Consider the following 26,121-nt stretch of genomic DNA (forward strand, 5'->3'; position numbering starts at 1 on the left):
ATAGAAATATAAAGTAAATAATATGATAGATGATAATATAGAAAATAATGAACAAACCATAAATGATATTGCTGAAGAGATAGTTGAAAAGGCAAATCCGGAAATAACAGAGTTAAAAGCAGAAATTGAAGAGCTAAAAGACAGACTCATTAGAACTACTGCCGAAATAGACAATACAAGAAAACGTTTAGAAAAAGCACGTGACGAAGCAAAAGATTATGCAATTGCTACATTTGCTAAGGAGCTACTAAATGTTAGTGATAATCTTTCAAGAGCATTAGCACATAAGCCGGCAAATTCTGATATAGAAGTCACAAATATTATTGCAGGCGTTCAGATGACTAAAGATGAACTGGATAAAATCTTTCATAGACATCATATTGAAGAAATAAAGCCTGAAATAGGATCAATGTTCGACTATAATTTACATAATGCAATTTCGCAGATAGAACATCCTGATCATGAACCGAATAGCATTATTACTTTAATGCAATCAGGATATAAAATTAGAGATAGGCTGCTTCGCCCTGCTACCGTACAAGTAGCTAAAAAATCTTAATACTAAGATAAAACTTCAAAAATTGGCGTTGTCGTCCTACAAGAGCTTCGGTTCGAATTATATTAAGTATACGCTGCGATCCTCACCTTGTGAACTCCTAGCTCTTTTTGAAGTTGATCTTCGTGTAGAAAATGGAAAAAGTAATATGAATATAACCGCTATATTTTGGCTAGTTTTTTTAGGGCTTTTTATAAGCGGTTTTATGCTAATTTCAGACGCAGTAAAACCATTTTTTATCGCATTTATAATATCTTACTTACTACAACCTGCTATAGGTCTTATTGCATCAAAATTTAAAATATCAAATAAATTTGCATCAAGCATAATTTATCTGATATTTTTGAGCATGTTTTTCTTAAGCTTAACTATTTTAGTGCCGATAATTTATGGACAAATTTTTACTTTTATAAATAATATTCCAAAATATAAAAATTATTTACAAGCAGAAATATTGCCGCCTATAATGGCAAAAATTTATTTGATAGAACCTGATATTGCCGATAAAATTAAGAATTCTTTAACCAATTTTATAAATAGCATATTTACTATACTTGGCAGTATTGCTAATAATTTTTGGCGTTATACCATTATTACCATTAACATATTTGTTTTATTTTTACTTATACCTATAATATTATTCTATTTCCTACGTGATTGGGCGAAAATTATTACAAACATGAAATCATTATTACCTATAAAAACCCGACCGAAAATTCTAGAAATATTATCGGCAATTAATAATCTGTTATCTGCTTACATAAGAGGACAGCTAAATATTTGCTTATTATTATCTACTTATTATAGTATTGCATTTACCATAATAGGTATTGATCTTGCTATTTTACTTGGCATTGTAACAGGATTTTTAGTTATTATTCCTTTCCTTGGCACTTTTATATCGTTTCTTTTAACTCTAATTATAAGCTATTTAACTTTTGGCATAAATACCAAATTACTATATATAATGATAATTTATCTAGTTGGAAATATTTGTGAGTCTTATATCTTAACCCCTAAAATTATCGGCGATAAAATAGGGTTGCATCCTCTTTGGATTATATTCTCGATTTTTGCCTGCGGCAGTTTATTTGGAATTATTGGAATATTTTTTGCTATACCGATTGCAGGGATTACAAAAATTTTACTCTTGAATCTAATTAAATTTTATAAATCTAGTAAGTTCTATCGAACAAACGGCTAAGTTATAATATTATTGTATGATTTTTAACAAGTGTCTAATGTCATTCCTGCTTTTGCGGGAATGACATAGAGAAGCATAAAATGACCCCCTCGACCTACCACAATGCTGCTCAGGATTAATAAATGCAGCAATATATATTTCGTTTTACTACTTCTAATAAATATCATCATGATGAGTTTATTGTTTCTAGTTCTAATGAACAAGCTTATAATATTGTAAAAAATTGGCAGTACAGCTTTGGCGTTAATCCTTATAAATTTACTGTACTAATTAAAGGGCCTTCTTCATCAGGAAAAACTTATTTAACCAAAATATGGCAAAATTTAAGCAATGCCTATATTATTAAAGATAGTTTTTTTAATGCAGAAATTTTAGAAAAATACAATGCTTGTATCATTGAAGATATTGAAAACTGGCAAGAGCCGGCATTACTTCATATATTTAATATTATTAACGAAAAACAAAAATATCTTTTGCTTACCTCATCTGATAAAACCAGAAACTTTACTTTACCAGATTTATCTTCACGTATTAAATCAGTACTTAGTATAGCATTAAACTCACCTGACGATGAATTAATCAAAATTCTAATATTTAAGCATTTTTCTATTTCTTCGGTCACAATATCCGGACAGATAATAGATTTTCTTTTAGTAAATTTGCCTAGGGAATATTCTAAAATTATAGAAATATTAGAAAATATTAACCATTCTGCTTTAATTTCTAAAAGAAAAATAACAACATCATTAGTAAAAGAAGTTTTAAATAACTATCATCATAAAATATTATAACTTTTGCCTTGACTTTAAATATTCTCAATATAACCTTTCTATAAATTAACTTTTTAGCAAAAATTGTGTTTGGATACAAACAAAAACAAAAAAATTTAAATAGAGAACCAAAACAGGCTATAGGCTTATTATCCATAGGTACTTTTTTAGAGTTATTTTGATCTTACGCTATATGTTCATATGGCAGTATTACTTAATGAGCTTTTCTTGCCGCAATATGATACTAACGTTAATCGCCTTCTTGCAGCTTTTTCTTTTTGTTCTACTTTTATTTTTAGATTCTTGGGAACTTGATTATTTGGCTGGATAGGAGATAATATCGGTTGCAATACACAGTCGTTATTACCACTATTTTAATGTCGTTTTCTTGCATCGTTATGGCTAATCTTCCTACTTATGCCAAAAGTGGATGCTAGTACCACTTGGATAGTAACAATATGCCGTATAGTGCAATGTATGTCGTCCATGGGAGAAAGAGTAAGAGCAGCATTATATTTAACGGAATCCGTAGGAGTTCCTAAACGCTTTCCTGACATAGTATTTGTAGGGATATATGACAGCTTAGTATTAACTGTCGCCCTTGGCGTAGTAACCTTAGTTACATCCTATGGCTTTAATTGGCGTATCGCATTTTGGGTAGGTGCAGGCATTGCTTTTATAGGTAGTGCTGCTAGGACTACTTTACATGAAACACCGGATTTTGTTGATGCTAAGCATAGAATACAAGAAACTATAAAAGACAGTAATATAATTAATGTAGCAAAGATAAAAAATAACCATGTATAGCAGGAAAAAGTTAATAAGAAGACTGCAATCTATTATTTTTAATACAACTAGCACAATCGGGCAGTAATACATCAAAATTTCATTATTGCTATAGTAGAATTTTTTGCAGCACTAGCACTTACGTGTTTATGTTATAAATTTCACCAATTAAAAATTTTAAAAACGCAATGGGTAATATTTTTAACTTTTCTGCTATGTAGTCCATTTCTTAATTCAACTAATTGTACTTACTTTTTCTCCAAGTGAATTTCTGGCAATTCCAATATTTTATAAAGGTTTTCCGGTTTTTAAACGATTTACCTATGCCAGCTTTATATATGCTTCTGCACGACCAGCTATGTACGTCATTAGTTCTTTTTAGCTTGTTTCATAGCTTGTTGACCACGATATAGCATTATTACGTGGATCGATTCCACTTATATCATCCTAGCTCGCTTGACCGTAGGTTTCAAAAAGGATAGCCAACTAATGTAATATTATAATGAAATACGTAACTACGACTAAAGTGAGATAAAAAAATATAAACTGTCATACCAGGACTTATTTCCGGTATCCAGAAAACCTTAAAAAGTTTTGGATCCCATGGTCAATCCATGGGATAACAAATTAATATAGCATACCATTTTTATTTCACCCTAGCTATATCAATCTCTAAATGGATAATCTCTTCTCATTTTCTTCTTGTAAACGAAATTACGTAAATTTTATTAGACTTCTTCAGAAATAAGGATTTAGAGAGGAATTTGTCAAGAGATACTGCACTTCGAACTGGAGTGAGCCTATATACTAATATGTGAGGATGAGTGGTAAGGATCGACGTACACAAATTACCTCTAGAAGTAGAGTTGCCGCAGAGGTCTACTGTATGAAACTAAGCGTGCCTCCTGATCTATGCAACAAAAAACTATAACTGTAAAGCACATAAAAATCTAGAAAAAGCAGTTAAAAATACCATTAACTGGATTATCTTGCCAACTACTCCGTCATTTTCTTGCAATGACATTATTAACTAATATATACCCAGTCAACAATGCCATTTCACAAAGACACTGTTTTTCATGATAGGTTTAACTATTGTAACATTTAAGACTGAAAAGCTTAAGTTTAAACTTCATGTATATATTGTTTGACGTTTTCGTTGAAACACTAAAAACTTTCGATTGGTGGGCGATGACGGACTCGAACCGCCGACACTCTCGGTGTAAACGAGATACTCTACCAGCTGAGCTAATCGCCCATATTTTTTATTAATTAGTAAAATAACATTATTTATAATTAATAAGAAGTATATATAAGTAATTTAGCAAAATTTTATTAATTCTTGCTTTTAAATTACCTATAAGGTGTTATTTACTTTCGTTCAAACTTTTTATTTGTTTTGATAACCTGCTGATTTTTCTTGAAGCCGTATTTAATTTAATTATATTTTTTTTCACACCTTGCATTATCTTAGACTGAGCAACAGATAAAGCTAGGTTAGCATTTTCTTTATTACCAAGACTGATTTCATGTACAACTTTCTTTATAAAAGTTTTTATTGCACTAGATCTTGCTTTATTGATTAGAGTTCTTTTTACTGTCTGTCTAGCAGCTTTTTTTGCTGAAGAATGATTAGCCATGACCGAGTCCCTTATATTTTAATTTCTTCATTATCATCTTGCTGTATATTTCCTTTAACATTAATATCTCTATCTACAAATTCAATATACGCTATCGGTGCTAAATCACCATAACGAAATCCGGCTTTTATTATTCTAGTATAACCACCAGGTCTATCTTTATATCTAGCACCTAAAATATGTATAAGCTTTTCTACTGCTTTTTTATCTTTTATTTTTGATAAAACGCTTCTTCTTACCGTTAAATCAGCTTTTTTAGCTTTAGTAATTAGATTTTCAATGTAAGGTCTTAATTCCTTAGCTTTTGGTAAAGTAGTTTTAATTTGTTCATGTGTTACAAGTGCCACAGCCATATTAGCGAGCATTGCTCGCCTATGACTACTTGTTACGTTTAACTTTCTACCATTAATTTTATGTCGCATTTTCATTAGTCCTTAATTATAAGAATCTTCATAACGTTTAGATAATTCTTGAATATTTTCCGGTGGCCAATCCGGTACATCCATACCAAATCTCAAATTAAATTTCGCCAATATTTCTTTAATTTCATTTAAAGATTTTCTACCGAAATTTGGAGTTCTAAGCATATCAGATTCCGTTCTTTTTACTAGATCCCCTATATATATTATATTATCATTTTTCAAACAATTTGCCGATCTCACCGATAATTCCAATTCATCAACTCTCTTAAGTAAATAAGGTGAAAATGGTAAAGTATCAGTTTTAACTTGCTTATCTTCTTCATGTTCTTCAAAAGAAATAAATAATTGTAATTGCTCTTGTAAGATACGTGCAGCTAAACCCACAGCCATTTCAGGTAATAAACCACCGTTAGTTTCTACAAACATGATTAATTTATCATAGTCGGTAACCTGACCTACCCTAGTATTTTCTACCTTATAAGTAACACTCTTGACCGGGTTAAATAAAGCATCTATAGCTATTTCACCAATAGGTAAATCATCCTCATAGCTATTTGTGCTAAGTACATATCCTTTACCAACCTTACAAGTTAATGCCATTTCAAGTTGCTTGTTCTTAGCTAGATTACAAATTATATGATCAGGATTCAGTATTTCTACATCATGCCCTGTTTCAATCATACCGGCTGTTACAACACAAGGTCCCGTTGCTTTTAATTTCATTATACGTTTTTCTGCAACATGCATTTTTAATTCAACACCTTTAATGTTTAAAATCACTTCAGATACATCTTCTTTTACACCGGGTATAGAAGAAAATTCATGTTCTATAGCAGGAATCTTTATAGAAGTGATAGCCGCTCCTTGTAAAGAAGATAGTAACACTCTTCTCATAGCATTACCGAGTGTTAAACCAAAACCTCTTTCTAAAGGTTCAACTACAATTTTAGCTTTATTATTGATTTCCGGAAAATTTTCATAAGCAACTCTATTCGGCTTTATTAAAGTATTCCAATTTTTACTTAACGATAACATTCAATACCTACGATTCTCTTATACTCTTCTTCTTTTCGGCGGTCTTACTCCATTATGAGCAATTGACGATACATCTAAAATTGACGTAACAACAAAATTTTGCCCGAACAAAGCTCTCATTGCTGATTCACGCTGAGCTCCCGGTCCTCCAATCCTAATAGAAATAGTTTTGAGCCCATGTTCTTTTGCCTTTGCCGATGCTCTATCAATTGTCACTTGAGCTGCGTAAGGTGTTGCTTTTCTTGCCCCTTTAAACCCATTACCTCCTGCCGATGCAGAAGAAATAGTATTACCTTGGATATCAGTAAATGTTACTATAGTATTATTAAACGATGCTCGGATATGCACAACACCAAGAGTGATAGTTTTTTTCTTTTTCTTAACTTTAACCGTCTGATTCATTATTTATACTCTATACTTAAACTATTATTTTACAGCTTTTTTCTTTCCGGCTATCGCAATAGCTTTACCCTTTCTAGTTCGAGCATTAGAATGCGTGTTCTGTCCTCTCACCGGCAATTTACGTATATGTCTAAGCCCTTGATAGCATCTTATATCTTTCTTCTTCTTAATATTAAGTGTCACTTCTCGTCTTAAATCACCCTCAACTTTATACTCACTTTCAATAATATTACGTAAGCTTATTAACTCTTGATCCGTAAGTTCTTTAGCTTTCTTATCTTTTGATATTTTTGCTTTATTACAGATCTCTGCTGCCATAGCAGGTCCAAGACCGTAAACATAAGTCAAACTTACAACTAAACGTTTATTATCGGGAATATTAACACTTGCAATTCTTGCCACAAACAATCTCCAAAATTTTACTAGTAACTAAAGGATAATATAAAAATCGTTGATAAAGTCAATTTATTTTTAGTATTTTCTGTATATCAATTTCTATTTCTTGTTCATTTTTACTTCCATTAACTAGATAAAAATTACCACTATTCTTATAATAATCTATTAACGGATATGTTTCTGTTTTATATACTTCAATTCTTTTTTTTACTACTTCTTCATTATCGTCTTTTCTATAATCAAATGTACTTGAACCGCAAACATCACATACATTATCAGTTTTAGGCTGCAAGAAGTAACTATTGTATATTTTACGGCAATTTTTACAACTATATCTTCCTAAAACTCTTTTAATTAATAATTCATCTGAAACATCAAAATATATGATTTTAATTTTTTCTTTAATAAATGATTCAAAGAATTTTGCTTGCTCTAAATTACGTGGATATCCATCTAATATATAGCCGTTTTTATATGCAGAGGATAATAAAAAATTTTTGATTACTTGATTAACTATTGCATTAGGGACAAGCTCCCCTTGCTTAACATAATTATTAATTAATTCTGCTTCACTAGTTGATGTTTTAATAATTGTCCTAAATATATCACCGAGTGCTATATGTGGTAAATCAATTTTTTTAGCGATCTTTTTTCCTTGTGTTCCCTTTCCAGCTCCTGGAGGACCTAAAAAAATTACTATCACTACTTAAGCTCATTTTTAATTTTTTAATTTTACTTTCTTCATTAAACCTTCATACTTACTACTAAATAAGTAAGTTTGAACCTGAGTCATAGTATCAAGTACCACGTTCACTACAATTAAAAAACTTGTACCTCCTAAAGAAAGAGATATTACATACTTATTCATTAATAGCTCCGGAATTACACACATTACACTTAAATATATGCCACCTATAACCGTAAGCCTTGTAAGTATATAATCAAAATAATCAGACGTATTTTTCCCTGGTCTTTTACCAGGAATATAAGCACCATATTTTCTTAAATTATTAGCAGTTTCTTCAGAATTAAATACTATTGCAGTATAAAAAAAACTAAAAAACATAATTAATGCTACATATAACAAAATATATACAGGTTTTCCATGCCCTAAATAATAAGTAAACATGCCCATAATTTCTGAATTACTATTAGAAAAATTAGCAAGCGTAGCAGGAAATAGTAAGATTGAACTAGCAAATATTGGAGGTATCACACCAGCAGTATTTAATTTAAGAGGCATATGAGTTGCTTCTCCTCCATAAATTTTATTTCCTACTTGTCTTTTAGGATACTGCACCAATAATTTTCTTTGGGCTTTTTCAAAAAATATAATTATAGCTATTAATACAACTACTCCAATACAAACAGCTATCGCTATTAAAGGCGATAATACTCCTTTTCTTGATAATTCAAACATACTAATAATAGCACTAGGTACTCCTGAAATTATACCTATAAATATAATTAAAGATGTACCATTACCTATTCCGCGTTGTGTAATTTGTTCGCCTAACCACATTAATAGCATAGTGCCTACAACTAAAGTAATTACGGTTGTAACCCTAAAGAAAAAACCAGCTAAAATTACCACAGGACCGGTATTTGTTACAATCGACTCTAAACTTATAGCAACTCCATAAGCCTGAACAGAAGCAAGCAGAACAGTTAAATATCTTGATATCTGATTTACTTTTCTTTTACCAACTTCGCCTTCTTTTTTTAAATTTTCTAAAGGTTTATAGGCAACTGACATTAATTGGATAATAATTGAGGCGGTAATATACGGCATAATTGCTAAAGCAAAAATAGACATTCTACCTAGCGAGCCTCCGGATAGCATGTTGAACATTCCGAGTATTCCAGATTGATTTTTTGCAGCCACACTACTTAAAGCAATTGAATCTATACCAGGTATAGGTATAAAAGATCCAAATCTACATACTATAAGAATGAGAATAGTAAAAATAATGCGACTAACTAAATCATTACCGGATTTTTTAGAAAAATTCTTCCCCATATACTATAACAATTTCCCACCTGCTTTCTTAATTAAATCCTTAGCTTTAGAAGAATAAGCATCTAATTTTAATGATAGAGGAGAAGAGAAATCATCACTACAAATAGACAATAACTTTACTAGATTTTTATTATTTTTGTTATTAATTAATCCGACTTCTACCAATTTTTCTTTGGTAATAGTATCAGCAGCACTTAAACGTCCATCGATCAATGCTTTTTCAATATTATAAATGTTTATTATATTGTATTCTTTAGTTGAAATACAATTAAATCCTCTTTTAGGTAGTCTTTTGATCATAGGTGTTTGACCACCTTCAAAACCTTTTATTGCGACACCGGATCTAGATTTTTGACCTTTGATTCCTCTACCGCCGGTTTTTCCTTTACCGCTACCAACACCGCGTGCTATCCTTTTCTTATTTTTTTTAGCACCTATATTATTATATAATTCATTTAATTTCATTTCAAAACTCTAACTACATATTTTCTATTTTTAACAAATGCTTTACTTTGTTAACCATACCTTTGATTGAATTAGTATTTTCAAGAATAACGCTTTTATTCATTTTGTTTAAACCAAGCCCAATTAATGTCAATCTTTGATCATACTTATGACCTATAGCACTTTTAACTTGAGTAATTTTTATATTATTAATCTTATTATTCATAACTTCACCTTACTTAAGCAACATTATTCATTAACTTGAATATCAGAAGATTTTATAGATATTTCATTTACTTTTTTATCTCTTCTCATAGCAATAGATTTTGGTGACGCCAGTTTATTTAATGCATCAAATGTTGCAGAAATCATTGCGTAAACATTCGTTGAACCTATTGATTTAGCAACAATATCATGAACGCCTAAAGAATCAAAAATTGCTCTCATAGACCCACCGGCTATAACGCCCGTACCTGCTTTAGCTCTTCTTAAAATCACTTTAGCAGCTCCACTTTTACCGACAACATCATGATGAATAGTCCTATTTTGATATAACGGCACTTTCATCATTCTCTTTTTAGCGGCTTGTTTTGCTTTTCCTCGGGCTTCATTTACTTCTTTAGCTTTTCCGTGTCCCGCCCCGACTCTACCAGCTTTATCACCGACAACTACATAAGCAGAAAAAGCAAATCTTCTACCACCTTTTACTACTTTTGTAACTCTATTTACATCAACTAAAACTTCGCTTAAAGTATCTTCATTTTTTTTAACTTTAGACATTACTACAACCTTATAACCTAAAACTTTATTTTCTCTCTAGCTGCATCAGCTAGAGCTTTTACAACACCGTGATACTTATATCCGCCTCTATCAAATACTACTTCTTTTATCCCAGCAGAATCAGCTTTTTTTGCTATTGCTTCACCTACCTTGATAGCATTATCAATATTACAATAAGATTTTTTTAATGTTGTTATTTTCTCATCTAAAGTCGAAGCAGAAGCAATCGTTATAGACCTAGAATCATCAATAATCTGTGCATATATATGTCTACATGATTTAAATATAGATAACCTAACTCTATTAGATGTTTTAGATATTTTATGTCTTATTCTACTTCTTCTTTTTTCAAATTTTAGCTTAGCACTACGCATATTTAACTCTTAAATTTAATTTTTCTTACCTTCTTTACGCGGTATAAATTGATTGTCAAATTTAATCCCTTTTCCTTTATAAGGCTCAGGGGGTCTCTGTTTTATAATAATTGAGGCAAATTGTCCTAATTTTTCTTTATCTGTTCCCTCAAGAATAATAATATTTTGCTTAGGCACATCTATTTTAATATGTGAAGGTATTTCAATTTTTGTATTGTGGCTTTTAGCAAGCATTAAATTTAAGTATTTACCTTTTACCATTGCTCTATAACCGACTCCGTTAATTTCGAGTTTAAGCTTAAACCCTTCTTTTACGCCGATAACCATATTTGATATTATGCTTCTTGCAGTACCCCACATAGCACGTGCACTTTTATTTGCGGCTAAAGGTTTTACTAAAAGCTTATTTTCTGCCAATGAAATTGCTATATTACCTTTAAAAATTTTTGATAATTCGCCTTTAGGTCCGGATATTTTTACTTCTAAATCATTTAAACCAACTGTTACACCTTCAGGTATAGTAATCGGCAATTTTCCAACACGTGACATTTTTCTACCTTAAAATACTTTACAAATTACTTCGCCGCCGACATTTTTAATATGAGCTTCTCTATCAGACATAACACCGTAAGGAGTAGAAAGAATATATATACCCATATTATTATAATATCCCTTCAAAGCTTTAATAGCAGAATATACTCTTTTTCCAGGCTTTGATACTCTATGAATTTCGCATATAGAAGCATCACCGTTTACAGAGTATTTTAACGCTACCTCAGCATAACTAATATTATTTTTTTGAGTAGTTACATAATCTTTTATATAACCTTCTTTTTGCAAAACATCTAAAATTGAAGTTTTAATTTTAGAACTAGGAAAAGAAACATTTATCAATTTGCTTTTATAAGCATTTCTAATTCTAGTTAACATATCTGCTACATTATCCGTCATTGACATATTATTTACCTATCGAATTTTACCAACTTGACTTAATGACACCGGGAACTAAACCTCTACCTATTAATTCCCTAAGCTTATTCCTCGATATACCGAATTTTCTTGTAACACCTCTTGGTCTACCTGTAAGTTCACATCTATTTCTTATTCTAGTAGAGGATGAATTTCTAGGTAATTGTGCAAGCGACATTACCAAAGAAAAACGCTCTTCTAATGAAATATTTTTATCATAAATTTTACTTTTTAATGCTGAACGTTTATTATGTAAACTTTGTGATTTTTTTTTCCTACTTTCGTTCTTTTTTATAGAACTTACTTTTGCCATTATATACATCCTAAAAATTAATTATAAAAAGGTAAATTAAACCCTGATAACAAAAACTTACTTTCTTTATCTGTTTTAGCAGATGTAACGATTGTAATATCCATACCCCTTATTGTATCGATTTTATCGTAATTAATTTCAGGAAAAACTATCTGCTCTTTTAATCCAAAAGTAAAATTTCCTTTACCGTCAAAACTTTTATCAGAAAAACCGCGAAACTCTTTAACACGAGGTAACGCAACAATTACTAGCCTTTCTAAAAAATCATACATTCTATCTTTACGTAATGTAACCTTGCAGCCTATTTTCATACTCTCGCGTAACTTAAAGGTTGCAATAGATTTTCTTGCTAACGTTACAACAGGCTTCTGACCTGAAATACAAGTAAGGTCATTTACCGCATTATTAATTACTTTGGAATCGGCTATCGCTTCCCCTACTCCCATATTTATAACAATTTTCTTAATTTGCGGTATTTCATGCTTATTTTTATAAGAAAATTCTTTTTGTAAGTTTTCAATAATTTTTTGCTGATATAATTCTTTAAATCTTAACATTATTTACCTACCTTACCGATAATTTCCCCTGATTTCTTTGCTACTCTAACCTTGGAACCGTCGTCTAAGCATTTAAAAGCTACCTTGGTAGGATCACCGGTTTTTGGATCGATATGTGCAATATTTGAGATATGTATAGGTAATTCTTTAGTTATTATTCCACCTCCACTCATTTGATTAGGTTTAGTATGCTTTTTTACTAAATTTACTCCAGCAACAATCACTTTACTGTCCTCAGGAAAAACTTTTAATATTTTACCTTTTTTTCCCTTGTGCTTTCCGGTAATAACAATAACTTCATCACCTTTTCTTACTTTTAATTTAACCATTTATAACACTTCCTCTGCAAGCGACATTATTCTAACATATTTTTTTGTTCTAAGTTCCCGTGTAACAGGACCGAAAACTCTAGTACCGATAGGTTCATCTTGTTTATTCAAAAGCACTAATGCGTTTTTATCAAATTTTATTGTACTACCATCAGGTCTTACTACTCCGGTCTTTGTACGAACAATCACGCCTTTATAAACATCACCCTTTTTAACCTTACCGCCGGGTATAGCTTCCTTAACAGATACAACTATAACATCACCAAGCTTTGCCACCATATGGTGCGAACCACCTAAAACTTTAATACACATAACTTTTCTAGCACCAGAATTATCTGCAACTTCCAAGATGCTCTGCATTTGAATCATAAACTACTTCCAATTTTTTATACACGAGAAATAAACTAAACAATCTACCTTATAAAGTCAAAGACTAAAAAATTTTATTCCCCATTTACTACTATCCACGTTTTGGTTTTTGAGATAGGACGACTTTCAATTATACTAACTTTATCTCCTTCTTGATATTTATTTTCTGAATCATGAGCAGCATATTTTTTAGATACTTTCACGAATTTTTTATAAATAGGATGCTTAAACTTTCTTTCTACTTTTACTGTAACAGTCTTATCAGCTTTTGAACTTATAACCACGCCTTGTAACACTCTTCTCGGCATTTTAATATTCCTCACTATTAGATCTTTTTGTTAATTCAGTTTTAATACGTGCTATAGACTTTTTTACTAACGAAAACCTACTAGTATTTTTTAACTCACCTAAAGCTTGTTGAAATCTTAAATTAAACAATTCTTTTTTTAAAAGATTAAGGTTTTTATACAACTCTTCTATTGTGTCAGTAGACAACTTACTTCTTAATAATTTTAAATCATTCATAACGTCTCACTATCCTTGTTCTAACAGGTAATTTTGCACTTGCAAGCTCCAAAGCTCTAAGTGCAATATTTTCTTCTACCCCTTCAATTTCAAACATAATTTTCCCAGGCGAAACTCTAACTGCAAAAAATTCAGGAGAACCTTTACCTTTACCCATTCTTACTTCAGCAGGCTTCTTAGACACGGGAACATCTGGAAAAATGCGAATCCATAATCTTCCTTGCCTTTTCATACATCTAGTAGCAGCTTTTCTCCCCGCTTCTATTTGTCTTGCGGTAACACGCCAACCATCTATAGATTTTAGACCAAATGACCCAAAAGCAAGCATCGTACCTGCTTTTGCTTTTGAAGCAACTCTACCTTTATGAGCTTTTCTAAACTTTTGTTTTTTCGGAGCTAACATTTTAATACTTAAAATTAATTATATCTTTTATTTTCTGTATATTCACCTTTATAAATCCACACTTTAACCCCTATAACTCCATAAGTCGTTATAGCCTCAGCTGTTGAATAATCAATATCAGCTCTTAAAGTATGTAACGGCATTCTTCCTTCTATATACCACTCGGTTCTAGCAATTTCAGCACCTCCAAGTCGCCCTGAACAACTAACTCTTATACCTTGTCCACCTTGCTTAAGTGAAGCCTGAATTGCCGTTTTCATAGCTTTTCTAAAAGAAACTCTTTTTTCAAGCTGTAATGCTATAGTTTGAGCTACTATAGCAGCATCTATATTAAACTTTCTAACTTCGTGAATATTTATATACACTTCTTTTAAAAAAGTCATTTTCTCAATAGCTTTTTTTAGCTTATCAATTTCACTACCATTTCTACCGATAATAATATTTGGTTTCTTGGCATTAATACTAATTATAATACTTTTATTAGAAGGACGTTCAATCAGAACTCTGCTAACTTGAGCTTGATTAAACCCCTTATTTATTAAATCCCTAATTTTTAGATCTTGTATAAAAAGAGTTTTATAATGTTTTTCTGCATATAATACGGAATCCCAACCTTTAATTAAAGTCGGTCCCACTCTAAAACCATGTGCACAAACTTTCTGCCCCATTTTAATTATCCTCTTTTTCTGTAACAGTTATGTAAAGATTACTAAAAAACTTATTTATTCTAGTTGCTCTGCCTTTTGCTCTTGGCATAACTCTTTTCATTACTAAAGCCTTACCTACAGTCGCTTTAGTAATAACCAATCTATCTATATCTAGACCTAAATTATTTTCAGCATTTGCAACAGCAGATTGTAAACAACCTTTTACAACTTTTGCAATTCTTTTAGAAGAAAAAGTTAATTGTACCAACGCTTCAGATACTTTCATATTTCTAATAAAGGCTGCAACTAAATTTAGCTTCCTTGGACTCACTCTAACAGATTTAGCCTTTGCCGTAGCAAAATTTTTATTTTCCTGTACCATATAAATCTTTACTTTCTTTTGACTTTTTTATCTGCTCCATGACCGTAAAATGTTCTAGTAGGAGCAAAATCACCTAATTTTTTTCCAACCATTTCTTCATTTACAGAAACCGGAACAAATTTATTCCCATTATGAACAGAAAAGGTAAACCCTACAAAAATAGGCAAAATTGTTGATCTTCTAGACCAAGTTTTAATCATTTCAGATTTACCTGATTCCATTAATTTTTGAACTTTCTTTATTAAATAACCGTCTACAAAAGGCCCTTTCCATATTGAACGTGCCATACCAATACCTAATTAATTTAAAATCTATTTTCTTTTCTTTACGATAAATTTTGAAGTACGTTTATTTTTACGTGTCTTCTTACCCTTTGTTGGGAATCCCCAAGGAGTAACAGGATGACGCCCTCCTGAAGTTTTACCTTCACCACCGCCATGAGGATGATCTACAGGATTCATTGCTACACCTCTAACATGTGGTCTCCAACCGAGCCATCTATTTCTACCTGCTTTGCCTAAATTAATATTTTTGCGATCCGGGTTAGATATACTACCTATAGTAGCTTTACAATCTAAAGGTACTAACCTAAATTCACCTGATCTTAATTTAATCTGAGCATACCCTGAATCTTTACCAACTAGATCTACTGAAGTACCTGCAGACCTTGCAATTTGACCACCCTTACCTACTTTCATTTCAACATTATGTAAAGTAGTACCGACAGGGATGAATTTTAAAGGTAAACAATTTCCTATTTTTATATCAGCATCTTGACTTGACATTACTCTATCACCTACAGATAACTTTTGCGGTGCTAGAATATAAGAATATTCCCCGTCTTCATATTTTATTAAAGCAATAAAAGCAGTTCTATTGGGGTCATACTCTATTCTTTCAACAACAGCAGAAATATCTATTTTATTTCTTTTAAAATCAATAATACGATATAATTTTTTGTGTCCTCCACCCCTGTGCCAAGAAGTAATTCTCCCTTGATTATTCCGTCCACCGGTTTTAGATATACCTTTGGTCAAAGATTTTAAAGGTCTGCCTTTCCATAAACTAGTTCTATCAACTTGAACTAACTCTCTAAGAGAAGGAGTAATTGGATTAAAGTTTCTTAAAGCCATTTATTTAATTCCTCCGGCAAAATCGATATTATGGTCTTTTTCTAATGTGACAATAGCTTTCTTTCTATTAATTTGAGTCCCTGTAATTCCTTTAAATGTTTTCTTCTTACCTTTAACGTTTAAAATATTCACTTTTTTTACTTTTACTTTAAATATTTCTTCTATAGCCTTTTTAACGGTAAGTTTTTTAGCAAATTTATCTACATAAAAAGCGTATTTATTCTGTTCCGAAATGTTAGTAGTTTTTTCTGTAATAATAGGTTTTCTAATTAAATCGTAGTACTTATAAGAACTCATCTTAACCTCTCTTCTAAAACGCTCACTGCTTCTTGTGATAATAGGACATATTCATATCGTATTATATCATAAACATTTGCTCCTATTTGTGGAACAATCGCAGTATTATAAATATTTTTTGCAGCTAAAGAAAAATTAGTATCTACTTCATTTCCATCTATTACAAAAAAACTTTTCCCTTGGAATTTGCTTAATATATTTACAAGAGCAGACGTTTTAGGCTGATCTAGCTTTAAAGAATCGATTACTAATAATCTCCCTTCAGCGAATTTCTCAGATAAAGCATGAATTAAACCAAGTTTTCGTACTTTTTTAGGTAATTTTGTTACATGACTACGCACTCTAGGTCCGTGAGCTACACCACCACCACGCATCTGTACGGATCTAAGGGAGCCTTGTCTTGCATTACCCGTACCTTTTTGCTTAAAAGGTTTTTTTGTGGTTCCTGATACTTCTGATACTGTTTTAGTTTTGTGATTACCGGACATTGCTTTAGCTCTCTGCCAATCAATAACCTGTTTTATTACATCATCTCTGATAAATTCAACAGCAAATATATCTTCATTTAAGCTAATCTCACCAACTTCTTCATTAGCAAGACTTAATATTTTAGTTTTCATCTTTATTTAACCTTATACAGTCTTATATAAAACTTTTATATAAATAATATTGCATGATGCTTTGTTAATTTGATAATCTTTAACCTCAACAAACATGTCTAAGAGGTGATCAATAAACAAATTTTAACCGATAATTTAATTCTTTGTTGCTGTAAATCATACGATTTTTTTTGAAATATGCATAATACTCCTACAAAAATCTTATCAATTTTTTCTAAAAAAAAACTCTTTAACTATTTAATTAAAATTCATTTACTGATAACCTCTAAATATCTATTATACAGTTATTGAATTCTTCTTTACTGCATCTTTTATTGAAAGATACGAATTTTTGTGACCAGGTATACTACCCCGAATCATAATAAGCTTACGCTCTCTATCAACGGCAAATATTTTCAAATTTTGAATAGTAACTTGGTTACATCCCATATGACCAGCCATTTTTTTGCCTTTAAAAACCTTTCCCGGATCTTGTCTTTGCCCTGTAGAACCATGCGAACGATGGGATATAGAAACACCGTGAGAGGCTTCAAGACCTCTAAAATTATGTCTTTTCATACTACCGGCAAACCCTTTACCAATAGTAGTTGCCGTTATATCCACAAATTGTCCGGCCATAAAATGGTCTACTTCTAGATTTGCTGCTATATCAATAAAATTCCCTTCAGAAATTCTAAATTCTTTTAATTTAGTTTTAGGAGATATTTTAGCATTAGCAAAAACTTGCTTCATAGGCTTGGTTACTCTAGATATTTTTTTATCTTTTATACCTATAACCAAAGCATTATATCCATGCTTTTCTAGAGTTTTATGCCCTACCACTTGACAATCATCAACTTTTACTAACGTCAAAGGAATTCTTTCTCCTTTATCATTAAAAACACTAGTCATTCCAATTTTTTGAGCAATTATACCGGTTCTCATTTATTCCCCACTCTCTAATTCAATCACTACATCAACACCTGCTGCTAAATCAACTTTACTTAAAGCATCAACAACCGCCGGATTTGGATCATCTATAACTAATAATCTTTTATGCTTTCTAATTTCAAATTGCTCTCTTGACTTTTTATGTACATGAGGAGACCTATTTACGGTAAATCTTTCAATTTTTCTAGGTAAAGGAATAGGACCATTAATACTCGCAAACGTTCTTTTAACAGCACTAACTATCTCTTTTGTAGCTTGATCAAGACTATGGTGATCAAATGATTTTAAACGAATTTTGATTTTATTTTTCATTCAGTAAACCTAATATTTAAACAGCCAGATGTGTTGCAGACATCTTAAAATATAAATACCCATTATTAAAAAATAATAGGTATTTATAAAATAAATTAATTATTTATTTTAGTTACTACGCCGGCACCCACTGTTTTACCACCTTCACGTATAGAGAATTTTGACCCTTGCTGCATAGCAATTGGTTTAATTAATTCCACTGTAAAAGTAGTAGCATTATCTCCAGGCATCACCATCTGCTTATCAGCAGGCAATTTTATTGTACCGGTAACGTCTGTCGTTCTAAAATAAAACTGCGGACGATAGTCATTAGTAAATGGTGTATGACGTCCACCTTCTTCTTTACTAAGCACATATACTTCAGCTTCAAACTGATCATGCGGTTTTATGCTACCAGGTTTTGCGAGAACTTGTCCTCTTTCAACTTCTTCCCTTTTTGTACCACGTAGTAATATACCGACATTATCTCCGGCTTGTCCTTCATCAAGTAATTTCCTGAACATTTCTACACCGGTACAGGTAGTTTTTTGTGTCTCTTTTAAACCGACTATTTCAACTTCCTCACCTACCTTAATTATTCCTGACTCTACTCTACCAGTTACAACAGTACCTCTTCCTGAAATCGAGAATACATCTTCTATCGGCATTAAGAAGGGTTTATCAGTAGCTCTTACGGGATGCGGTATATAATTATCTACTGCATCCATTAACTCATTAATAGCTTTTTCACCTTCAGGCTTTCCTGCTAAGGCCTGAAGCGCAGAACCTTTAATAATAGGTACTTCATAAGCCGGAAAACCGTATTGTAATAATAAGTCCCTTACTTCCATCTCTACTAATTCTAATAGAGCAGGATCATCCACCACATCTACTTTATTTAAGAATACCACCATAGCAGGTACACCTACCTGTTTTGCTAGTAATATATGTTCTCTAGTTTGCAGCATTGGACCATCAGCAGCAGAAACTACTAATATTGCACCATCCATCTGAGCGGCACCGGTTATCATGTTCTTTATATAGTCAGCGTGTCCCGGACAATCTACGTGTGCATAGTGTCTATTTTTAGTCTCATACTCTACGTGTGCGGTAGAAATAGTTATGCCTCTTTCTTTTTCTTCAGGAGCAGCGTCAATTTGATCATACGCTGTAGCTTTTGCTCCACCTGTCTTAGCAAGTACTGTAGTTATTGCTGCCGTTAAGGAAGTCTTACCGTGATCTACATGACCGATCGTACCTATATTAACGTGCGGTTTAGTTCGTTCAAATTTTGCTTTTGCCATATTGTTACTCTCTACAATTTTTTAGGTTTAATACAAGTTAATTTTTTTCTAAATTTATTTATTACCACTATCTCTGGAGCGGGTGATGGGAATCGAACCCACACAACCAGCTTGGAAGGCTAGGACTCTACCATTGAGCTACACCCGCATTGTGCCACTATTAATAAAACAATTCCAAAGCTATTTTGTTAACAGTCCTATATCAATTTTATTCAGATTTACAAAATGTACACAATTGTGTTTTATTTATTAAATATATAGATGTGCAATCTTTTAAAATAAAATGACATGCTTCCCTGAACCATTTAAGTGGTGGAGGGAGAAGGATTCGAACCTTCGAACGCTTACGCGGGCAGATTTACAGTCTGCTGCCATTGACCACTCGGCCACCCCTCCTAAAGAACTTTACCGTATTAGATAGACTAATTCACTGTAAAATACAATACATATTATTATTAGGACTTAATAAAACTTCTTGCCGAATTATCAAACAAACAAATGGCAGCTTGCACATTTATTTAGTTGTAACTTTCTATAATAAATAGTAATTTCTGTCAAGAACAAATTACTGATGGTTTTCAATAAGATGCAAAATAAAAAACTTGATTCTAAAAATTGTTATTATATGTATGGGAAACATCCTGTATTTTCTGCTCTAAATAATCCAAAACGTCAAATTGAAAATATTTTATGCACTAGGGAAATTTTGGATACAAACAAAAAATTAATAGGTACTAGATCTTATGAAATTGTTAATAACGATATTTTATCTAAATTACTTGGAAACCAAACACATCAAGGAATAGTTGCAAAAGTAAGACCAATTTTTTCTTACAATTTAGAGAACTTAGATATAAAAAACCAAAAATGTAAAATTGCGATTCTTGATCAAATAACAGACACACAAAATATTGGCGCCATTATTCGTAGTGCCGCTGCTTTTGATATCAATGCTATAATATTACCTAAAGATAATTCTCCGAATGAAAGCGGAGGCATTGCTAAAGCGGCTTGTGGTACTTTAGAATTAATATCTATAATTAAAGTGACTAACTTACGCTCATGTATGAATTATCTTAAAAAACACGGCTTTTGGATTATAGGTCTAACCGGTTCTGCACATGATTACTTTAGCGATAAATTAATTTCCGACAAAATGGCACTAGTATTTGGTTCAGAAGATAAAGGCATACGAAGATTAATCGAAGAAACATGTGATTATTTAGCTAAAATCCCTATTTCTAAGAGAGTTGAAAGTCTTAATGTATCAAATGCCGCTTCTATAATTTTTCATTCATTACATTAATAATATTTTTAAATCAAATATTGTTTTTATTTACTGCGATATAAGTATCTAGTCTACTAAAATTAAAGTCATAAATTTTTATTAATGTGATAGAAAAGTCATAAAAAGTGGAGCAAATGAACAAATTATCGAGAGTTTTGAAAAGCAATGAGACATATTTATAAATGCACTTACAGAAGAAGAGATAACAACAGCTATATTAAATAATTTTTTTGATCAAGTGATAAATAACCTCAAAAATGAAAGATTCATTAATGGTACTATATTTGATATATATCAAGGTAAAGCAGTAACTACTAAACCTATATATTCCTATTACATCAAATCTTCTGAACCTAAATATAACGAACATTGGCAAAAATTTTATAGTTTTAATGTTAATTTTATGATAGAAAGCACATTAATATTTATCGCTAAGAATCTAAACAAAGCTTCTTTAACAGACAAATTATATTATAGCTTTGCTAAATTAGCCCAGCAATTAGACTTGAATGTAGCAAGTAATCATTTTATGAAAAAAGATAATTATATAACATTTAACAATTTATGAAAAATTACAGAACCGAAAGCGATTCTTTTGGAGAAATTCAAATAGAAGAAAAATTTTATTGGGGAGCTCAAACTCAAAGATCTTTAGAAAATTTTAAAATAGGCAAACAAAAAATGCCTGAAATTTTAATTCGTGCTCTTGCTATTTTAAAAAAATGTGCAGCACAGGTTAATTATGAGTTTGGTGATTTAGAAGCTAAAATAGCTACAAGTATCGATAAAGCTACAGATAGAATCTTAGAAGGCGAATTTGAGGATAATTTTCCTTTAGTAGTTTGGCAAACGGGTTCGGGTACGCAAACAAACATGAATATGAACGAGGTTATTGCATCTATTGCTAATGAAGAATTAACAAGCAAGAAAGGCGGCAAATCTCCAGTACATCCTAACGACCATGTTAATAAAGGACAATCATCCAACGACTCTTTTCCAACCGCTATGCATATAGCAACCGTACTTGCAACTAAACAGCAACTTATACCGGCTTTGAATAATTTACTTACAGCTTTGCAAGACAAGTCAAAAGATTGGGGTAAAATCATAAAAATAGGACGCACCCACTTGCAGGACGCAACTCCTTTAACTCTTAAACAGGAATTCTCCGGATATATTACACAAATAGAGTATGCTTTAGAACGCATAGGAGATGCACTAAAAAAAGTTTATCTACTTGCTCAAGGTGGAACGGCAGTCGGCACAGGTATTAACTCAAAAATAGGCTTTGATATCAGATTTGCTGAGAAAGTGGCAGAGTTTACTAAACAACCCTTCAAGACGGCTCCTAATAAATTTGAAAGTCTAGCTGCCCACGACGCACTAGTAGAATTTTCAGGAACTCTTAATACTATAGCAGTTAGCTTAATGAAAATAGCACATGATATAAGGTTACTCGGGTCAGGTCCAAGATGCGGTCTTGGTGAGCTGCATTTACCAGAAAACGAACCCGGTTCTTCGATTATGCCCGGTAAAGTAAACCCTACCCAAGTCGAAGCTTTAACAATGGTGTGCAGTCAGGTGATGGGAAATCATGTTACGGTTACTATTGCCGGCTCTAACGGACATCTTGAACTTAACGTATTTAAACCTGTAATAATATACAATATCCTACAATCTATAGAGCTGTTATCCGATAGCGTAAATAGCTTTGTTACTCACTGTGTTAAGGGCTTAGAACCTAATATAGCACGCATTAATGATTTACGTGATAAATCGCTAATGCTTGTTACGGCTCTTAATCCGCATATCGGCTATGATAACGCCGCAAAAATTGCTAAAGAAGCTCATAAGCATGGTATTACTCTAAAAGAAGCAGCTAAAAAACTCAATCTTTTATCGGAAGAAGATTTCGATAAAATAGTAGTGCCTGTAAAAATGGTTGGACAACCTTAGGTTTGGTGCTAAAATATAAATTTTGACTATTAATATTACTGCACAAAATCTTATAAATATGCTAGTATTAAATTAGTTTATTTATTGTATTGCCTGTGTGAAACAAAATTTATCTAATCAAATTAACCTAATAGAAGCAAAAACTCGTTTTTCCGATCTAATACAGCGTGTACAAGACGGCGAACAAATTGCTATTTGTAAGCATAATACGCCGGTTACAACAATTATACCTATAACTCTAAAACCTAAAATAGATAATATAGTAGAACAAATAAGAGAATTCAGCAAAGGTAATACATTGGTTCCTTATACTATTAAAGAGCTTCGAGATGAAGGTAGAAGATGAGTTCTAAACCATTTATAGCCGATTACTCCATAACTCTGCTGCATGGTTCTTTAATGATGAACGTGATGACTATTCTGACTTTACATTAAATTATTGTTATAAATTTAGAGCAGTAGTACCATTTCTTTGGAAATTTGAATTATTAAAACTATAGATTTTTTAAACTCCTTAGCAATCAATATATCAAATTTTGATTTTCCTAAGTAACTAATACAATATTAATAGCAGCAAAACGTGCTAGAATAACTTCAGAAACATGTACGCAATTATGAATACTGCAAGAACCAATAATCTTACTTCATACTATGCAACTTATTTGTTAACTGCCATGCATGCAGTGCTCCCTGTGGCTACTAATGATAAAGCATTAATCAAAGCGTGTCATAATAACGGCGTCCCACTATTAAAAGAAAATCATCCGCATTTTTTATACAATACTGTGGGAATTTTAAGGCTTTGTGAAAAAATTTAATTTTTTATATTGTGAGATATTTTTGAGCAAAAATTAATAAGATTTTTGCAGCAAATAGCTACTCCTATTTCAAAAAAAATCTCATAATTTGCAGCTAAAAAGAACAAAATATATTAATTAAATTTTTCTTCACACAGCCTTAATCTTTTATTATACTTGAACATAATTATATAAATAAAAGATTATCATGGTTTTAAATATAAAAGCTCCTGAAAATATAGTATTAAAGCCGACCATTACTGTTTTCGGTGTAGGAGGTGCAGGTAGTAATGCAGTAAATAATATGATTAGTGCTAATCTGCAAGGTGCTAATTTTGTAGTAGCTAATACCGATGCACAATCGCTTGAACATTCTTTATGCACTAACAAAATACAACTCGGTGTTTCTACGACTAGAGGTCTTGGAGCAGGAGCCTCTCCTGAGGTTGGAGCACTTGCTGCTCAAGAATCAGAAAGCGAAATTCGTAGTTACTTAGAAAATAGCAATATGGTATTTATTACGGCAGGTATGGGTGGTGGTACAGGTACCGGTTCTGCACCGGTTATTGCACGCATTGCTAAAGAACTAGGCATCCTTACGGTTGGTGTAGTTACTAAACCTTTCCATTTTGAAGGCGGTCATCGTATGAAAACTGCTGATAAAGGACTTATTGACCTACAGCAATTCGTTGATACTTTAATTGTAATACCGAACCAAAATCTATTCCGTATTGCTAATGAACAAACGACGTTTGCCGATGCTTTCAAAATGGCAGATGACGTATTACATGCAGGTGTTAGAGGAGTAACGGATTTAATGATTATGCCTGGACTTATTAATCTTGATTTTGCCGACATTAAAGCAGTAATGAGCGAAATGGGTAAAGCAATGATGGGTACGGGTGAAGCTAGCGGCGAAGATAGAGCTATTAAAGCAGCAGAATCTGCAATTTCAAATCCGCTTCTAGATCATAGCTCAATGTGCGGTGCAAGAGGTGTATTAATCAATATTACCGGCGGTTCCGACATGACCTTATTTGAAGTTGACAACGCTGCTAATAGAATTAGAGAAGAAGTAGATAACCTTGATGCTAATATTATTTTCGGTTCAACATTTAATCCAGAATTAAAAGGAATTATCCGAGTATCTGTTGTTGCTACCGGTATTGAAGCCGATAAAGTACCGACATATAAACCAGCAATAGCTGAAACTACCAATATAGTTCCTGAAAAAATTCATAATGAAGCTATAGTACAACCTACACAAATAGAAGAAATTCCTGATTTTAACAGCTACAGTACCGAAAATATTGAAATTACCGACTCTACAACAAATCAAAATTTTATCGGAAATGAAAAAGCACTAGGGTTACATGTAAATACTTTCAACCAATCTGAAGATGACGCACCAAAACCATCATTTTTAGGAAAAATATGGGGTTCTCTGCGTGCTTCAAATAACCAAACTTTAGAACGCAAAAACATTGTTGTTAATACTATAGATCAAGATAATAAAGAGTCGGATATTCATGACATACCAGCTTTCTTAAGAAAGAAAAGGGATGAGATTAGAAAATGAAGATAATTTCAGAACAGCATAAAAAAGCATTATTAGAAATAACTAAAAATTTTCCTGCAGATATCGTATCACTAATAAATTATGTAGATCAAACATTTATAATGTCATATTCATGATTTATCTTTATCGGATCAGAAAGATTTAAAGTTTTTTATATCAAAAAACTTTGCCAATCAAATTGATACTCGTAAAACTAAAGAACATGCTCAAAATTTTTTACAAGAGTTACAAGATCTGTTGGAAGATTTATTTGAAGAGATATTAGCAGATAAGCATGTATATAGTTTAGACATTGATGGAGCAACTACTATACATAATTAAATCAAAATAATATGCTGAATACAACAGTTAGCAAAAACTCTCTTAATGTTAATTTAATAAAAACGCTACCTAACTTTTCTAGTGGCAAACAAAAATATAAGGCTGAACTAACCTTTACGGAATTAAAACAAAATAATTTTGCAAATATATATTTGGAAAAACAGCAATATAACTCTCAAACTATTCTTAGTTCAAATATACAAAATAATCACAATAATGACATATTATTTCCTCAAATTATAAAGAACAAGTTACAATAGATGTATTAAATAATTTATTATT

40 protein-coding genes, 3 tRNA genes and 1 pseudogene are annotated in these 26,121 nt (G+C 31.7%); 11 read left to right on the top strand and 33 right to left on the bottom strand.

All coding sequences use genetic code 11. The annotated features are described in order from the left end of the window. Nucleotides 1-22: 22 nt before the first annotated feature. The 3 genes from grpE (at nt 23) to A1C_RS04430 (ending at nt 2,551) form a co-directional block, all read left to right on the top strand. Nucleotides 23-559, top strand: coding sequence for a nucleotide exchange factor GrpE (gene grpE, locus A1C_RS04420; protein ID WP_012149875.1), 537 nt, complete (start codon nt 23-25; stop codon nt 557-559). Nucleotides 560-704: 145 nt separating this feature from the next. Then, entirely contained in the window at nt 705-1,760 is a 1,056-nt protein-coding gene (locus tag A1C_RS04425; protein ID WP_012149876.1) for an AI-2E family transporter, read from the top strand. A 122-nt stretch (nt 1,761-1,882) separates the two neighbouring features. Beyond that, complete coding sequence (locus tag A1C_RS04430; protein WP_012149877.1) at nt 1,883-2,551, top strand: HdaA/DnaA family protein; 669 nt, start codon at nt 1,883-1,885, stop codon at nt 2,549-2,551. A gap of 176 nt (nt 2,552-2,727) precedes the next feature. On the opposite strand, the gene A1C_RS08195 is transcribed toward A1C_RS04430, so the two are convergent. After that, complete coding sequence (locus A1C_RS08195; protein ID WP_198282980.1) at nt 2,728-2,880, bottom strand: hypothetical protein; 153 nt, start codon at nt 2,878-2,880, stop codon at nt 2,728-2,730. Nucleotides 2,881-2,947: 67 nt separating this feature from the next. Here A1C_RS08195 and A1C_RS08775 point away from each other — a divergent pair, with 67 nt between their 5' ends. Further along, nucleotides 2,948-3,337 carry an MFS transporter gene (locus A1C_RS08775; RefSeq protein WP_232279098.1) on the top strand — a complete coding sequence of 130 codons (390 nt, stop codon included), beginning with the start codon at nt 2,948-2,950 and terminating at the stop codon, nt 3,335-3,337. A 1,161-nt stretch (nt 3,338-4,498) separates the two neighbouring features. Here the strand turns inward: A1C_RS08775 and A1C_RS04440 are convergent. From A1C_RS04440 to A1C_RS04595, 32 genes are all read right to left on the bottom strand, one after another. Further along, nucleotides 4,499-4,574: transfer RNA gene (locus tag A1C_RS04440), tRNA-Val, on the bottom strand. Between the two features lie 109 nt (nt 4,575-4,683). Beyond that, nucleotides 4,684-4,956 (bottom strand): 30S ribosomal protein S20, encoded by a 273-nt coding sequence (gene rpsT, locus A1C_RS04445; protein WP_012149879.1) that lies wholly within the window; start codon nt 4,954-4,956, stop codon nt 4,684-4,686. A gap of 11 nt (nt 4,957-4,967) precedes the next feature. After that, nucleotides 4,968-5,378 (bottom strand): 50S ribosomal protein L17, encoded by a 411-nt coding sequence (rplQ, locus tag A1C_RS04450; protein WP_041816855.1) that lies wholly within the window; start codon nt 5,376-5,378, stop codon nt 4,968-4,970. Between the two features lie 12 nt (nt 5,379-5,390). Continuing rightward, nucleotides 5,391-6,413, bottom strand: a complete 1,023-nt coding sequence (locus tag A1C_RS04455; RefSeq protein ID WP_012149881.1) for a DNA-directed RNA polymerase subunit alpha — start codon at nt 6,411-6,413, stop codon at nt 5,391-5,393. 18 nt (nt 6,414-6,431) lie between these two features. Continuing rightward, nucleotides 6,432-6,815, bottom strand: coding sequence for a 30S ribosomal protein S11 (rpsK, locus tag A1C_RS04460; protein WP_012149882.1), 384 nt, complete (start codon nt 6,813-6,815; stop codon nt 6,432-6,434). Nucleotides 6,816-6,839: 24 nt separating this feature from the next. After that, nucleotides 6,840-7,217, bottom strand: coding sequence for a 30S ribosomal protein S13 (gene rpsM, locus A1C_RS04465; protein ID WP_012149883.1), 378 nt, complete (start codon nt 7,215-7,217; stop codon nt 6,840-6,842). Between the two features lie 58 nt (nt 7,218-7,275). Next, nucleotides 7,276-7,914, bottom strand: a complete 639-nt coding sequence (locus tag A1C_RS04470) for an adenylate kinase (protein ID WP_012149884.1) — start codon at nt 7,912-7,914, stop codon at nt 7,276-7,278. A gap of 15 nt (nt 7,915-7,929) precedes the next feature. Continuing rightward, nucleotides 7,930-9,231, bottom strand: a complete 1,302-nt coding sequence (secY, locus tag A1C_RS04475) for a preprotein translocase subunit SecY (RefSeq protein WP_012149885.1) — start codon at nt 9,229-9,231, stop codon at nt 7,930-7,932. 3 nt (nt 9,232-9,234) lie between these two features. After that, on the bottom strand, nt 9,235-9,696 hold the full coding sequence (gene rplO / locus A1C_RS04480) for a 50S ribosomal protein L15 (RefSeq protein ID WP_012149886.1): 462 nt from the start codon (nt 9,694-9,696) through the stop codon (nt 9,235-9,237). 13 nt (nt 9,697-9,709) lie between these two features. After that, on the bottom strand, nt 9,710-9,901 hold the full coding sequence (rpmD, locus tag A1C_RS04485) for a 50S ribosomal protein L30 (RefSeq protein ID WP_012149887.1): 192 nt from the start codon (nt 9,899-9,901) through the stop codon (nt 9,710-9,712). 23 nt (nt 9,902-9,924) lie between these two features. Next, nucleotides 9,925-10,455 carry a 30S ribosomal protein S5 gene (gene rpsE, locus A1C_RS04490; protein WP_012149888.1) on the bottom strand — a complete coding sequence of 177 codons (531 nt, stop codon included), beginning with the start codon at nt 10,453-10,455 and terminating at the stop codon, nt 9,925-9,927. 17 nt (nt 10,456-10,472) lie between these two features. Then, the gene (gene rplR / locus A1C_RS04495) at nt 10,473-10,829 is read right to left on the bottom strand and encodes a 50S ribosomal protein L18 (protein WP_012149889.1); all 357 of its coding nucleotides are present in this window, start codon (nt 10,827-10,829) and stop codon (nt 10,473-10,475) included. 15 nt (nt 10,830-10,844) lie between these two features. After that, nucleotides 10,845-11,378, bottom strand: a complete 534-nt coding sequence (gene rplF, locus A1C_RS04500; protein ID WP_012149890.1) for a 50S ribosomal protein L6 — start codon at nt 11,376-11,378, stop codon at nt 10,845-10,847. Between the two features lie 9 nt (nt 11,379-11,387). Beyond that, nucleotides 11,388-11,786 carry a 30S ribosomal protein S8 gene (gene rpsH / locus A1C_RS04505; RefSeq protein ID WP_012149891.1) on the bottom strand — a complete coding sequence of 133 codons (399 nt, stop codon included), beginning with the start codon at nt 11,784-11,786 and terminating at the stop codon, nt 11,388-11,390. Nucleotides 11,787-11,805: 19 nt separating this feature from the next. Then, nucleotides 11,806-12,111: a 30S ribosomal protein S14 gene (gene rpsN, locus A1C_RS04510; RefSeq protein ID WP_012149892.1), complete on the bottom strand. Its 306-nt coding sequence runs from the start codon at nt 12,109-12,111 to the stop codon at nt 11,806-11,808. A gap of 17 nt (nt 12,112-12,128) precedes the next feature. Further along, a complete protein-coding gene (gene rplE / locus A1C_RS04515; protein WP_012149893.1) occupies nt 12,129-12,668 on the bottom strand; it encodes a 50S ribosomal protein L5 in 540 nt (179 codons plus the stop codon). Continuing rightward, on the bottom strand, nt 12,668-12,997 hold the full coding sequence (gene rplX / locus A1C_RS04520; protein WP_012149894.1) for a 50S ribosomal protein L24: 330 nt from the start codon (nt 12,995-12,997) through the stop codon (nt 12,668-12,670). Before rplX ends, rplE begins: the two co-directional genes overlap by 1 nt. Continuing rightward, complete coding sequence (rplN, locus tag A1C_RS04525) at nt 12,998-13,366, bottom strand: 50S ribosomal protein L14 (protein ID WP_012149895.1); 369 nt, start codon at nt 13,364-13,366, stop codon at nt 12,998-13,000. It abuts the gene before it with no gap. A 74-nt stretch (nt 13,367-13,440) separates the two neighbouring features. Next, on the bottom strand, nt 13,441-13,674 hold the full coding sequence (gene rpsQ / locus A1C_RS04530) for a 30S ribosomal protein S17 (RefSeq protein ID WP_012149896.1): 234 nt from the start codon (nt 13,672-13,674) through the stop codon (nt 13,441-13,443). Between the two features lies 1 nt (nt 13,675). Next, nucleotides 13,676-13,891 carry a 50S ribosomal protein L29 gene (gene rpmC / locus A1C_RS04535; protein WP_012149897.1) on the bottom strand — a complete coding sequence of 72 codons (216 nt, stop codon included), beginning with the start codon at nt 13,889-13,891 and terminating at the stop codon, nt 13,676-13,678. Further along, entirely contained in the window at nt 13,884-14,294 is a 411-nt protein-coding gene (gene rplP / locus A1C_RS04540) for a 50S ribosomal protein L16 (RefSeq protein ID WP_012149898.1), read from the bottom strand. Before rplP ends, rpmC begins: the two co-directional genes overlap by 8 nt. Nucleotides 14,295-14,308: 14 nt before the next feature. After that, the gene (gene rpsC, locus A1C_RS04545; RefSeq protein ID WP_012149899.1) at nt 14,309-14,962 is read right to left on the bottom strand and encodes a 30S ribosomal protein S3; all 654 of its coding nucleotides are present in this window, start codon (nt 14,960-14,962) and stop codon (nt 14,309-14,311) included. 1 nt (nt 14,963) lies between these two features. After that, on the bottom strand, nt 14,964-15,323 hold the full coding sequence (gene rplV / locus A1C_RS04550; protein WP_012149900.1) for a 50S ribosomal protein L22: 360 nt from the start codon (nt 15,321-15,323) through the stop codon (nt 14,964-14,966). Nucleotides 15,324-15,331: 8 nt separating this feature from the next. Continuing rightward, nucleotides 15,332-15,610, bottom strand: a complete 279-nt coding sequence (rpsS, locus tag A1C_RS04555) for a 30S ribosomal protein S19 (protein ID WP_012149901.1) — start codon at nt 15,608-15,610, stop codon at nt 15,332-15,334. A 24-nt stretch (nt 15,611-15,634) separates the two neighbouring features. Beyond that, entirely contained in the window at nt 15,635-16,456 is an 822-nt protein-coding gene (gene rplB / locus A1C_RS04560; RefSeq protein WP_012149902.1) for a 50S ribosomal protein L2, read from the bottom strand. Beyond that, nucleotides 16,457-16,753 (bottom strand): 50S ribosomal protein L23, encoded by a 297-nt coding sequence (gene rplW / locus A1C_RS04565; RefSeq protein WP_012149903.1) that lies wholly within the window; start codon nt 16,751-16,753, stop codon nt 16,457-16,459. It abuts the gene before it with no gap. Continuing rightward, nucleotides 16,750-17,373 (bottom strand): 50S ribosomal protein L4, encoded by a 624-nt coding sequence (gene rplD, locus A1C_RS04570; protein WP_012149904.1) that lies wholly within the window; start codon nt 17,371-17,373, stop codon nt 16,750-16,752. Before rplD ends, rplW begins: the two co-directional genes overlap by 4 nt. Nucleotides 17,374-17,649: 276 nt before the next feature. Then, a complete protein-coding gene (gene rplC / locus A1C_RS04575) occupies nt 17,650-18,297 on the bottom strand; it encodes a 50S ribosomal protein L3 (protein ID WP_012149905.1) in 648 nt (215 codons plus the stop codon). Continuing rightward, entirely contained in the window at nt 18,298-18,615 is a 318-nt protein-coding gene (rpsJ, locus tag A1C_RS04580) for a 30S ribosomal protein S10 (protein ID WP_012149906.1), read from the bottom strand. 95 nt (nt 18,616-18,710) lie between these two features. After that, nucleotides 18,711-19,898 carry an elongation factor Tu gene (gene tuf, locus A1C_RS04585; RefSeq protein ID WP_012149907.1) on the bottom strand — a complete coding sequence of 396 codons (1,188 nt, stop codon included), beginning with the start codon at nt 19,896-19,898 and terminating at the stop codon, nt 18,711-18,713. Between the two features lie 74 nt (nt 19,899-19,972). Continuing rightward, nucleotides 19,973-20,046 (bottom strand) — tRNA-Gly (locus A1C_RS04590). Between the two features lie 162 nt (nt 20,047-20,208). Next, nucleotides 20,209-20,294 (bottom strand) — tRNA-Tyr (locus A1C_RS04595). Nucleotides 20,295-20,484: 190 nt separating this feature from the next. On the opposite strand from A1C_RS04595, the gene rlmB reads away from it, so the two are divergent. The 7 genes and pseudogenes from rlmB to A1C_RS08785 all read left to right on the top strand — a co-directional run bounded on the left by rlmB (nt 20,485) and on the right by A1C_RS08785 (nt 26,099). Then, a complete protein-coding gene (gene rlmB / locus A1C_RS04600) occupies nt 20,485-21,204 on the top strand; it encodes a 23S rRNA (guanosine(2251)-2'-O)-methyltransferase RlmB (protein WP_041816782.1) in 720 nt (239 codons plus the stop codon). 154 nt (nt 21,205-21,358) lie between these two features. Beyond that, the gene (locus tag A1C_RS04605) at nt 21,359-21,754 is read left to right on the top strand and encodes a hypothetical protein (RefSeq protein WP_232279137.1); all 396 of its coding nucleotides are present in this window, start codon (nt 21,359-21,361) and stop codon (nt 21,752-21,754) included. After that, nucleotides 21,751-23,142: a class II fumarate hydratase gene (fumC, locus tag A1C_RS04610; RefSeq protein WP_012149910.1), complete on the top strand. Its 1,392-nt coding sequence runs from the start codon at nt 21,751-21,753 to the stop codon at nt 23,140-23,142. The genes A1C_RS04605 and fumC overlap by 4 nt, the downstream gene beginning before the upstream one ends. A gap of 97 nt (nt 23,143-23,239) precedes the next feature. Beyond that, the gene (locus tag A1C_RS04615) at nt 23,240-23,488 is read left to right on the top strand and encodes a type II toxin-antitoxin system Phd/YefM family antitoxin (RefSeq protein ID WP_012149911.1); all 249 of its coding nucleotides are present in this window, start codon (nt 23,240-23,242) and stop codon (nt 23,486-23,488) included. Then, a pseudogene (locus A1C_RS09570) lies at nt 23,485-23,960 on the top strand (type II toxin-antitoxin system VapC family toxin). Before A1C_RS04615 ends, A1C_RS09570 begins: the two are co-directional and overlap by 4 nt. 187 nt (nt 23,961-24,147) lie before the next feature. Then, nucleotides 24,148-25,518: a cell division protein FtsZ gene (gene ftsZ, locus A1C_RS04625; RefSeq protein WP_012149913.1), complete on the top strand. Its 1,371-nt coding sequence runs from the start codon at nt 24,148-24,150 to the stop codon at nt 25,516-25,518. 332 nt (nt 25,519-25,850) lie between these two features. Beyond that, entirely contained in the window at nt 25,851-26,099 is a 249-nt protein-coding gene (locus A1C_RS08785; RefSeq protein WP_232279099.1) for a hypothetical protein, read from the top strand. Nucleotides 26,100-26,121 lie beyond the last annotated feature (22 nt).

The organism is Rickettsia akari str. Hartford, from assembly GCF_000018205.1.
GTDB classification, from domain to species: Bacteria; Pseudomonadota; Alphaproteobacteria; order Rickettsiales; family Rickettsiaceae; genus Rickettsia; species Rickettsia akari.

Excerpts from the sequence above, each read along its gene's own strand:
- grpE (WP_012149875.1), top strand. The coding sequence starts at position 23 with ATGATAGATGATAATATAGAAAATAATGAACAAACCATAAATGATATT.
- A1C_RS04425 (WP_012149876.1), top strand. The coding sequence starts at position 705 with ATGAATATAACCGCTATATTTTGGCTAGTTTTTTTAGGGCTTTTTATA.
- A1C_RS04430 (WP_012149877.1), top strand. The coding sequence starts at position 1,883 with ATGCAGCAATATATATTTCGTTTTACTACTTCTAATAAATATCATCAT.
- A1C_RS08775 (WP_232279098.1), top strand. The coding sequence starts at position 2,948 with ATGCCAAAAGTGGATGCTAGTACCACTTGGATAGTAACAATATGCCGT.
- rpsT (WP_012149879.1), bottom strand. The coding sequence starts at position 4,956 with ATGGCTAATCATTCTTCAGCAAAAAAAGCTGCTAGACAGACAGTAAAA.
- rplQ (WP_041816855.1), bottom strand. The coding sequence starts at position 5,378 with ATGCGACATAAAATTAATGGTAGAAAGTTAAACGTAACAAGTAGTCAT.
- A1C_RS04455 (WP_012149881.1), bottom strand. The coding sequence starts at position 6,413 with ATGTTATCGTTAAGTAAAAATTGGAATACTTTAATAAAGCCGAATAGA.
- rpsK (WP_012149882.1), bottom strand. The coding sequence starts at position 6,815 with ATGAATCAGACGGTTAAAGTTAAGAAAAAGAAAAAAACTATCACTCTT.
- secY (WP_012149885.1), bottom strand. The coding sequence starts at position 9,231 with ATGGGGAAGAATTTTTCTAAAAAATCCGGTAATGATTTAGTTAGTCGC.
- rplO (WP_012149886.1), bottom strand. The coding sequence starts at position 9,696 with ATGAAATTAAATGAATTATATAATAATATAGGTGCTAAAAAAAATAAG.
- rpmD (WP_012149887.1), bottom strand. The coding sequence starts at position 9,901 with ATGAATAATAAGATTAATAATATAAAAATTACTCAAGTTAAAAGTGCT.
- rpsE (WP_012149888.1), bottom strand. The coding sequence starts at position 10,455 with ATGTCTAAAGTTAAAAAAAATGAAGATACTTTAAGCGAAGTTTTAGTT.
- rplR (WP_012149889.1), bottom strand. The coding sequence starts at position 10,829 with ATGCGTAGTGCTAAGCTAAAATTTGAAAAAAGAAGAAGTAGAATAAGA.
- rplF (WP_012149890.1), bottom strand. The coding sequence starts at position 11,378 with ATGTCACGTGTTGGAAAATTGCCGATTACTATACCTGAAGGTGTAACA.
- rpsH (WP_012149891.1), bottom strand. The coding sequence starts at position 11,786 with ATGTCAATGACGGATAATGTAGCAGATATGTTAACTAGAATTAGAAAT.
- rpsN (WP_012149892.1), bottom strand. The coding sequence starts at position 12,111 with ATGGCAAAAGTAAGTTCTATAAAAAAGAACGAAAGTAGGAAAAAAAAA.
- rplE (WP_012149893.1), bottom strand. The coding sequence starts at position 12,668 with ATGTTAAGATTTAAAGAATTATATCAGCAAAAAATTATTGAAAACTTA.
- rplX (WP_012149894.1), bottom strand. The coding sequence starts at position 12,997 with ATGGTTAAATTAAAAGTAAGAAAAGGTGATGAAGTTATTGTTATTACC.
- rplN (WP_012149895.1), bottom strand. The coding sequence starts at position 13,366 with ATGATTCAAATGCAGAGCATCTTGGAAGTTGCAGATAATTCTGGTGCT.
- rpsQ (WP_012149896.1), bottom strand. The coding sequence starts at position 13,674 with ATGCCGAGAAGAGTGTTACAAGGCGTGGTTATAAGTTCAAAAGCTGAT.
- rpmC (WP_012149897.1), bottom strand. The coding sequence starts at position 13,891 with ATGAATGATTTAAAATTATTAAGAAGTAAGTTGTCTACTGACACAATA.
- rplP (WP_012149898.1), bottom strand. The coding sequence starts at position 14,294 with ATGTTAGCTCCGAAAAAACAAAAGTTTAGAAAAGCTCATAAAGGTAGA.
- rpsC (WP_012149899.1), bottom strand. The coding sequence starts at position 14,962 with ATGGGGCAGAAAGTTTGTGCACATGGTTTTAGAGTGGGACCGACTTTA.
- rplV (WP_012149900.1), bottom strand. The coding sequence starts at position 15,323 with ATGGTACAGGAAAATAAAAATTTTGCTACGGCAAAGGCTAAATCTGTT.
- rpsS (WP_012149901.1), bottom strand. The coding sequence starts at position 15,610 with ATGGCACGTTCAATATGGAAAGGGCCTTTTGTAGACGGTTATTTAATA.
- rplB (WP_012149902.1), bottom strand. The coding sequence starts at position 16,456 with ATGGCTTTAAGAAACTTTAATCCAATTACTCCTTCTCTTAGAGAGTTA.
- rplW (WP_012149903.1), bottom strand. The coding sequence starts at position 16,753 with ATGAGTTCTTATAAGTACTACGATTTAATTAGAAAACCTATTATTACA.
- rplD (WP_012149904.1), bottom strand. The coding sequence starts at position 17,373 with ATGAAAACTAAAATATTAAGTCTTGCTAATGAAGAAGTTGGTGAGATT.
- rplC (WP_012149905.1), bottom strand. The coding sequence starts at position 18,297 with ATGAGAACCGGTATAATTGCTCAAAAAATTGGAATGACTAGTGTTTTT.
- rpsJ (WP_012149906.1), bottom strand. The coding sequence starts at position 18,615 with ATGAAAAATAAAATCAAAATTCGTTTAAAATCATTTGATCACCATAGT.
- tuf (WP_012149907.1), bottom strand. The coding sequence starts at position 19,898 with ATGGCAAAAGCAAAATTTGAACGAACTAAACCGCACGTTAATATAGGT.
- rlmB (WP_041816782.1), top strand. The coding sequence starts at position 20,485 with ATGCAAAATAAAAAACTTGATTCTAAAAATTGTTATTATATGTATGGG.
- fumC (WP_012149910.1), top strand. The coding sequence starts at position 21,751 with ATGAAAAATTACAGAACCGAAAGCGATTCTTTTGGAGAAATTCAAATA.
- ftsZ (WP_012149913.1), top strand. The coding sequence starts at position 24,148 with ATGGTTTTAAATATAAAAGCTCCTGAAAATATAGTATTAAAGCCGACC.
- A1C_RS08785 (WP_232279099.1), top strand. The coding sequence starts at position 25,851 with ATGCTGAATACAACAGTTAGCAAAAACTCTCTTAATGTTAATTTAATA.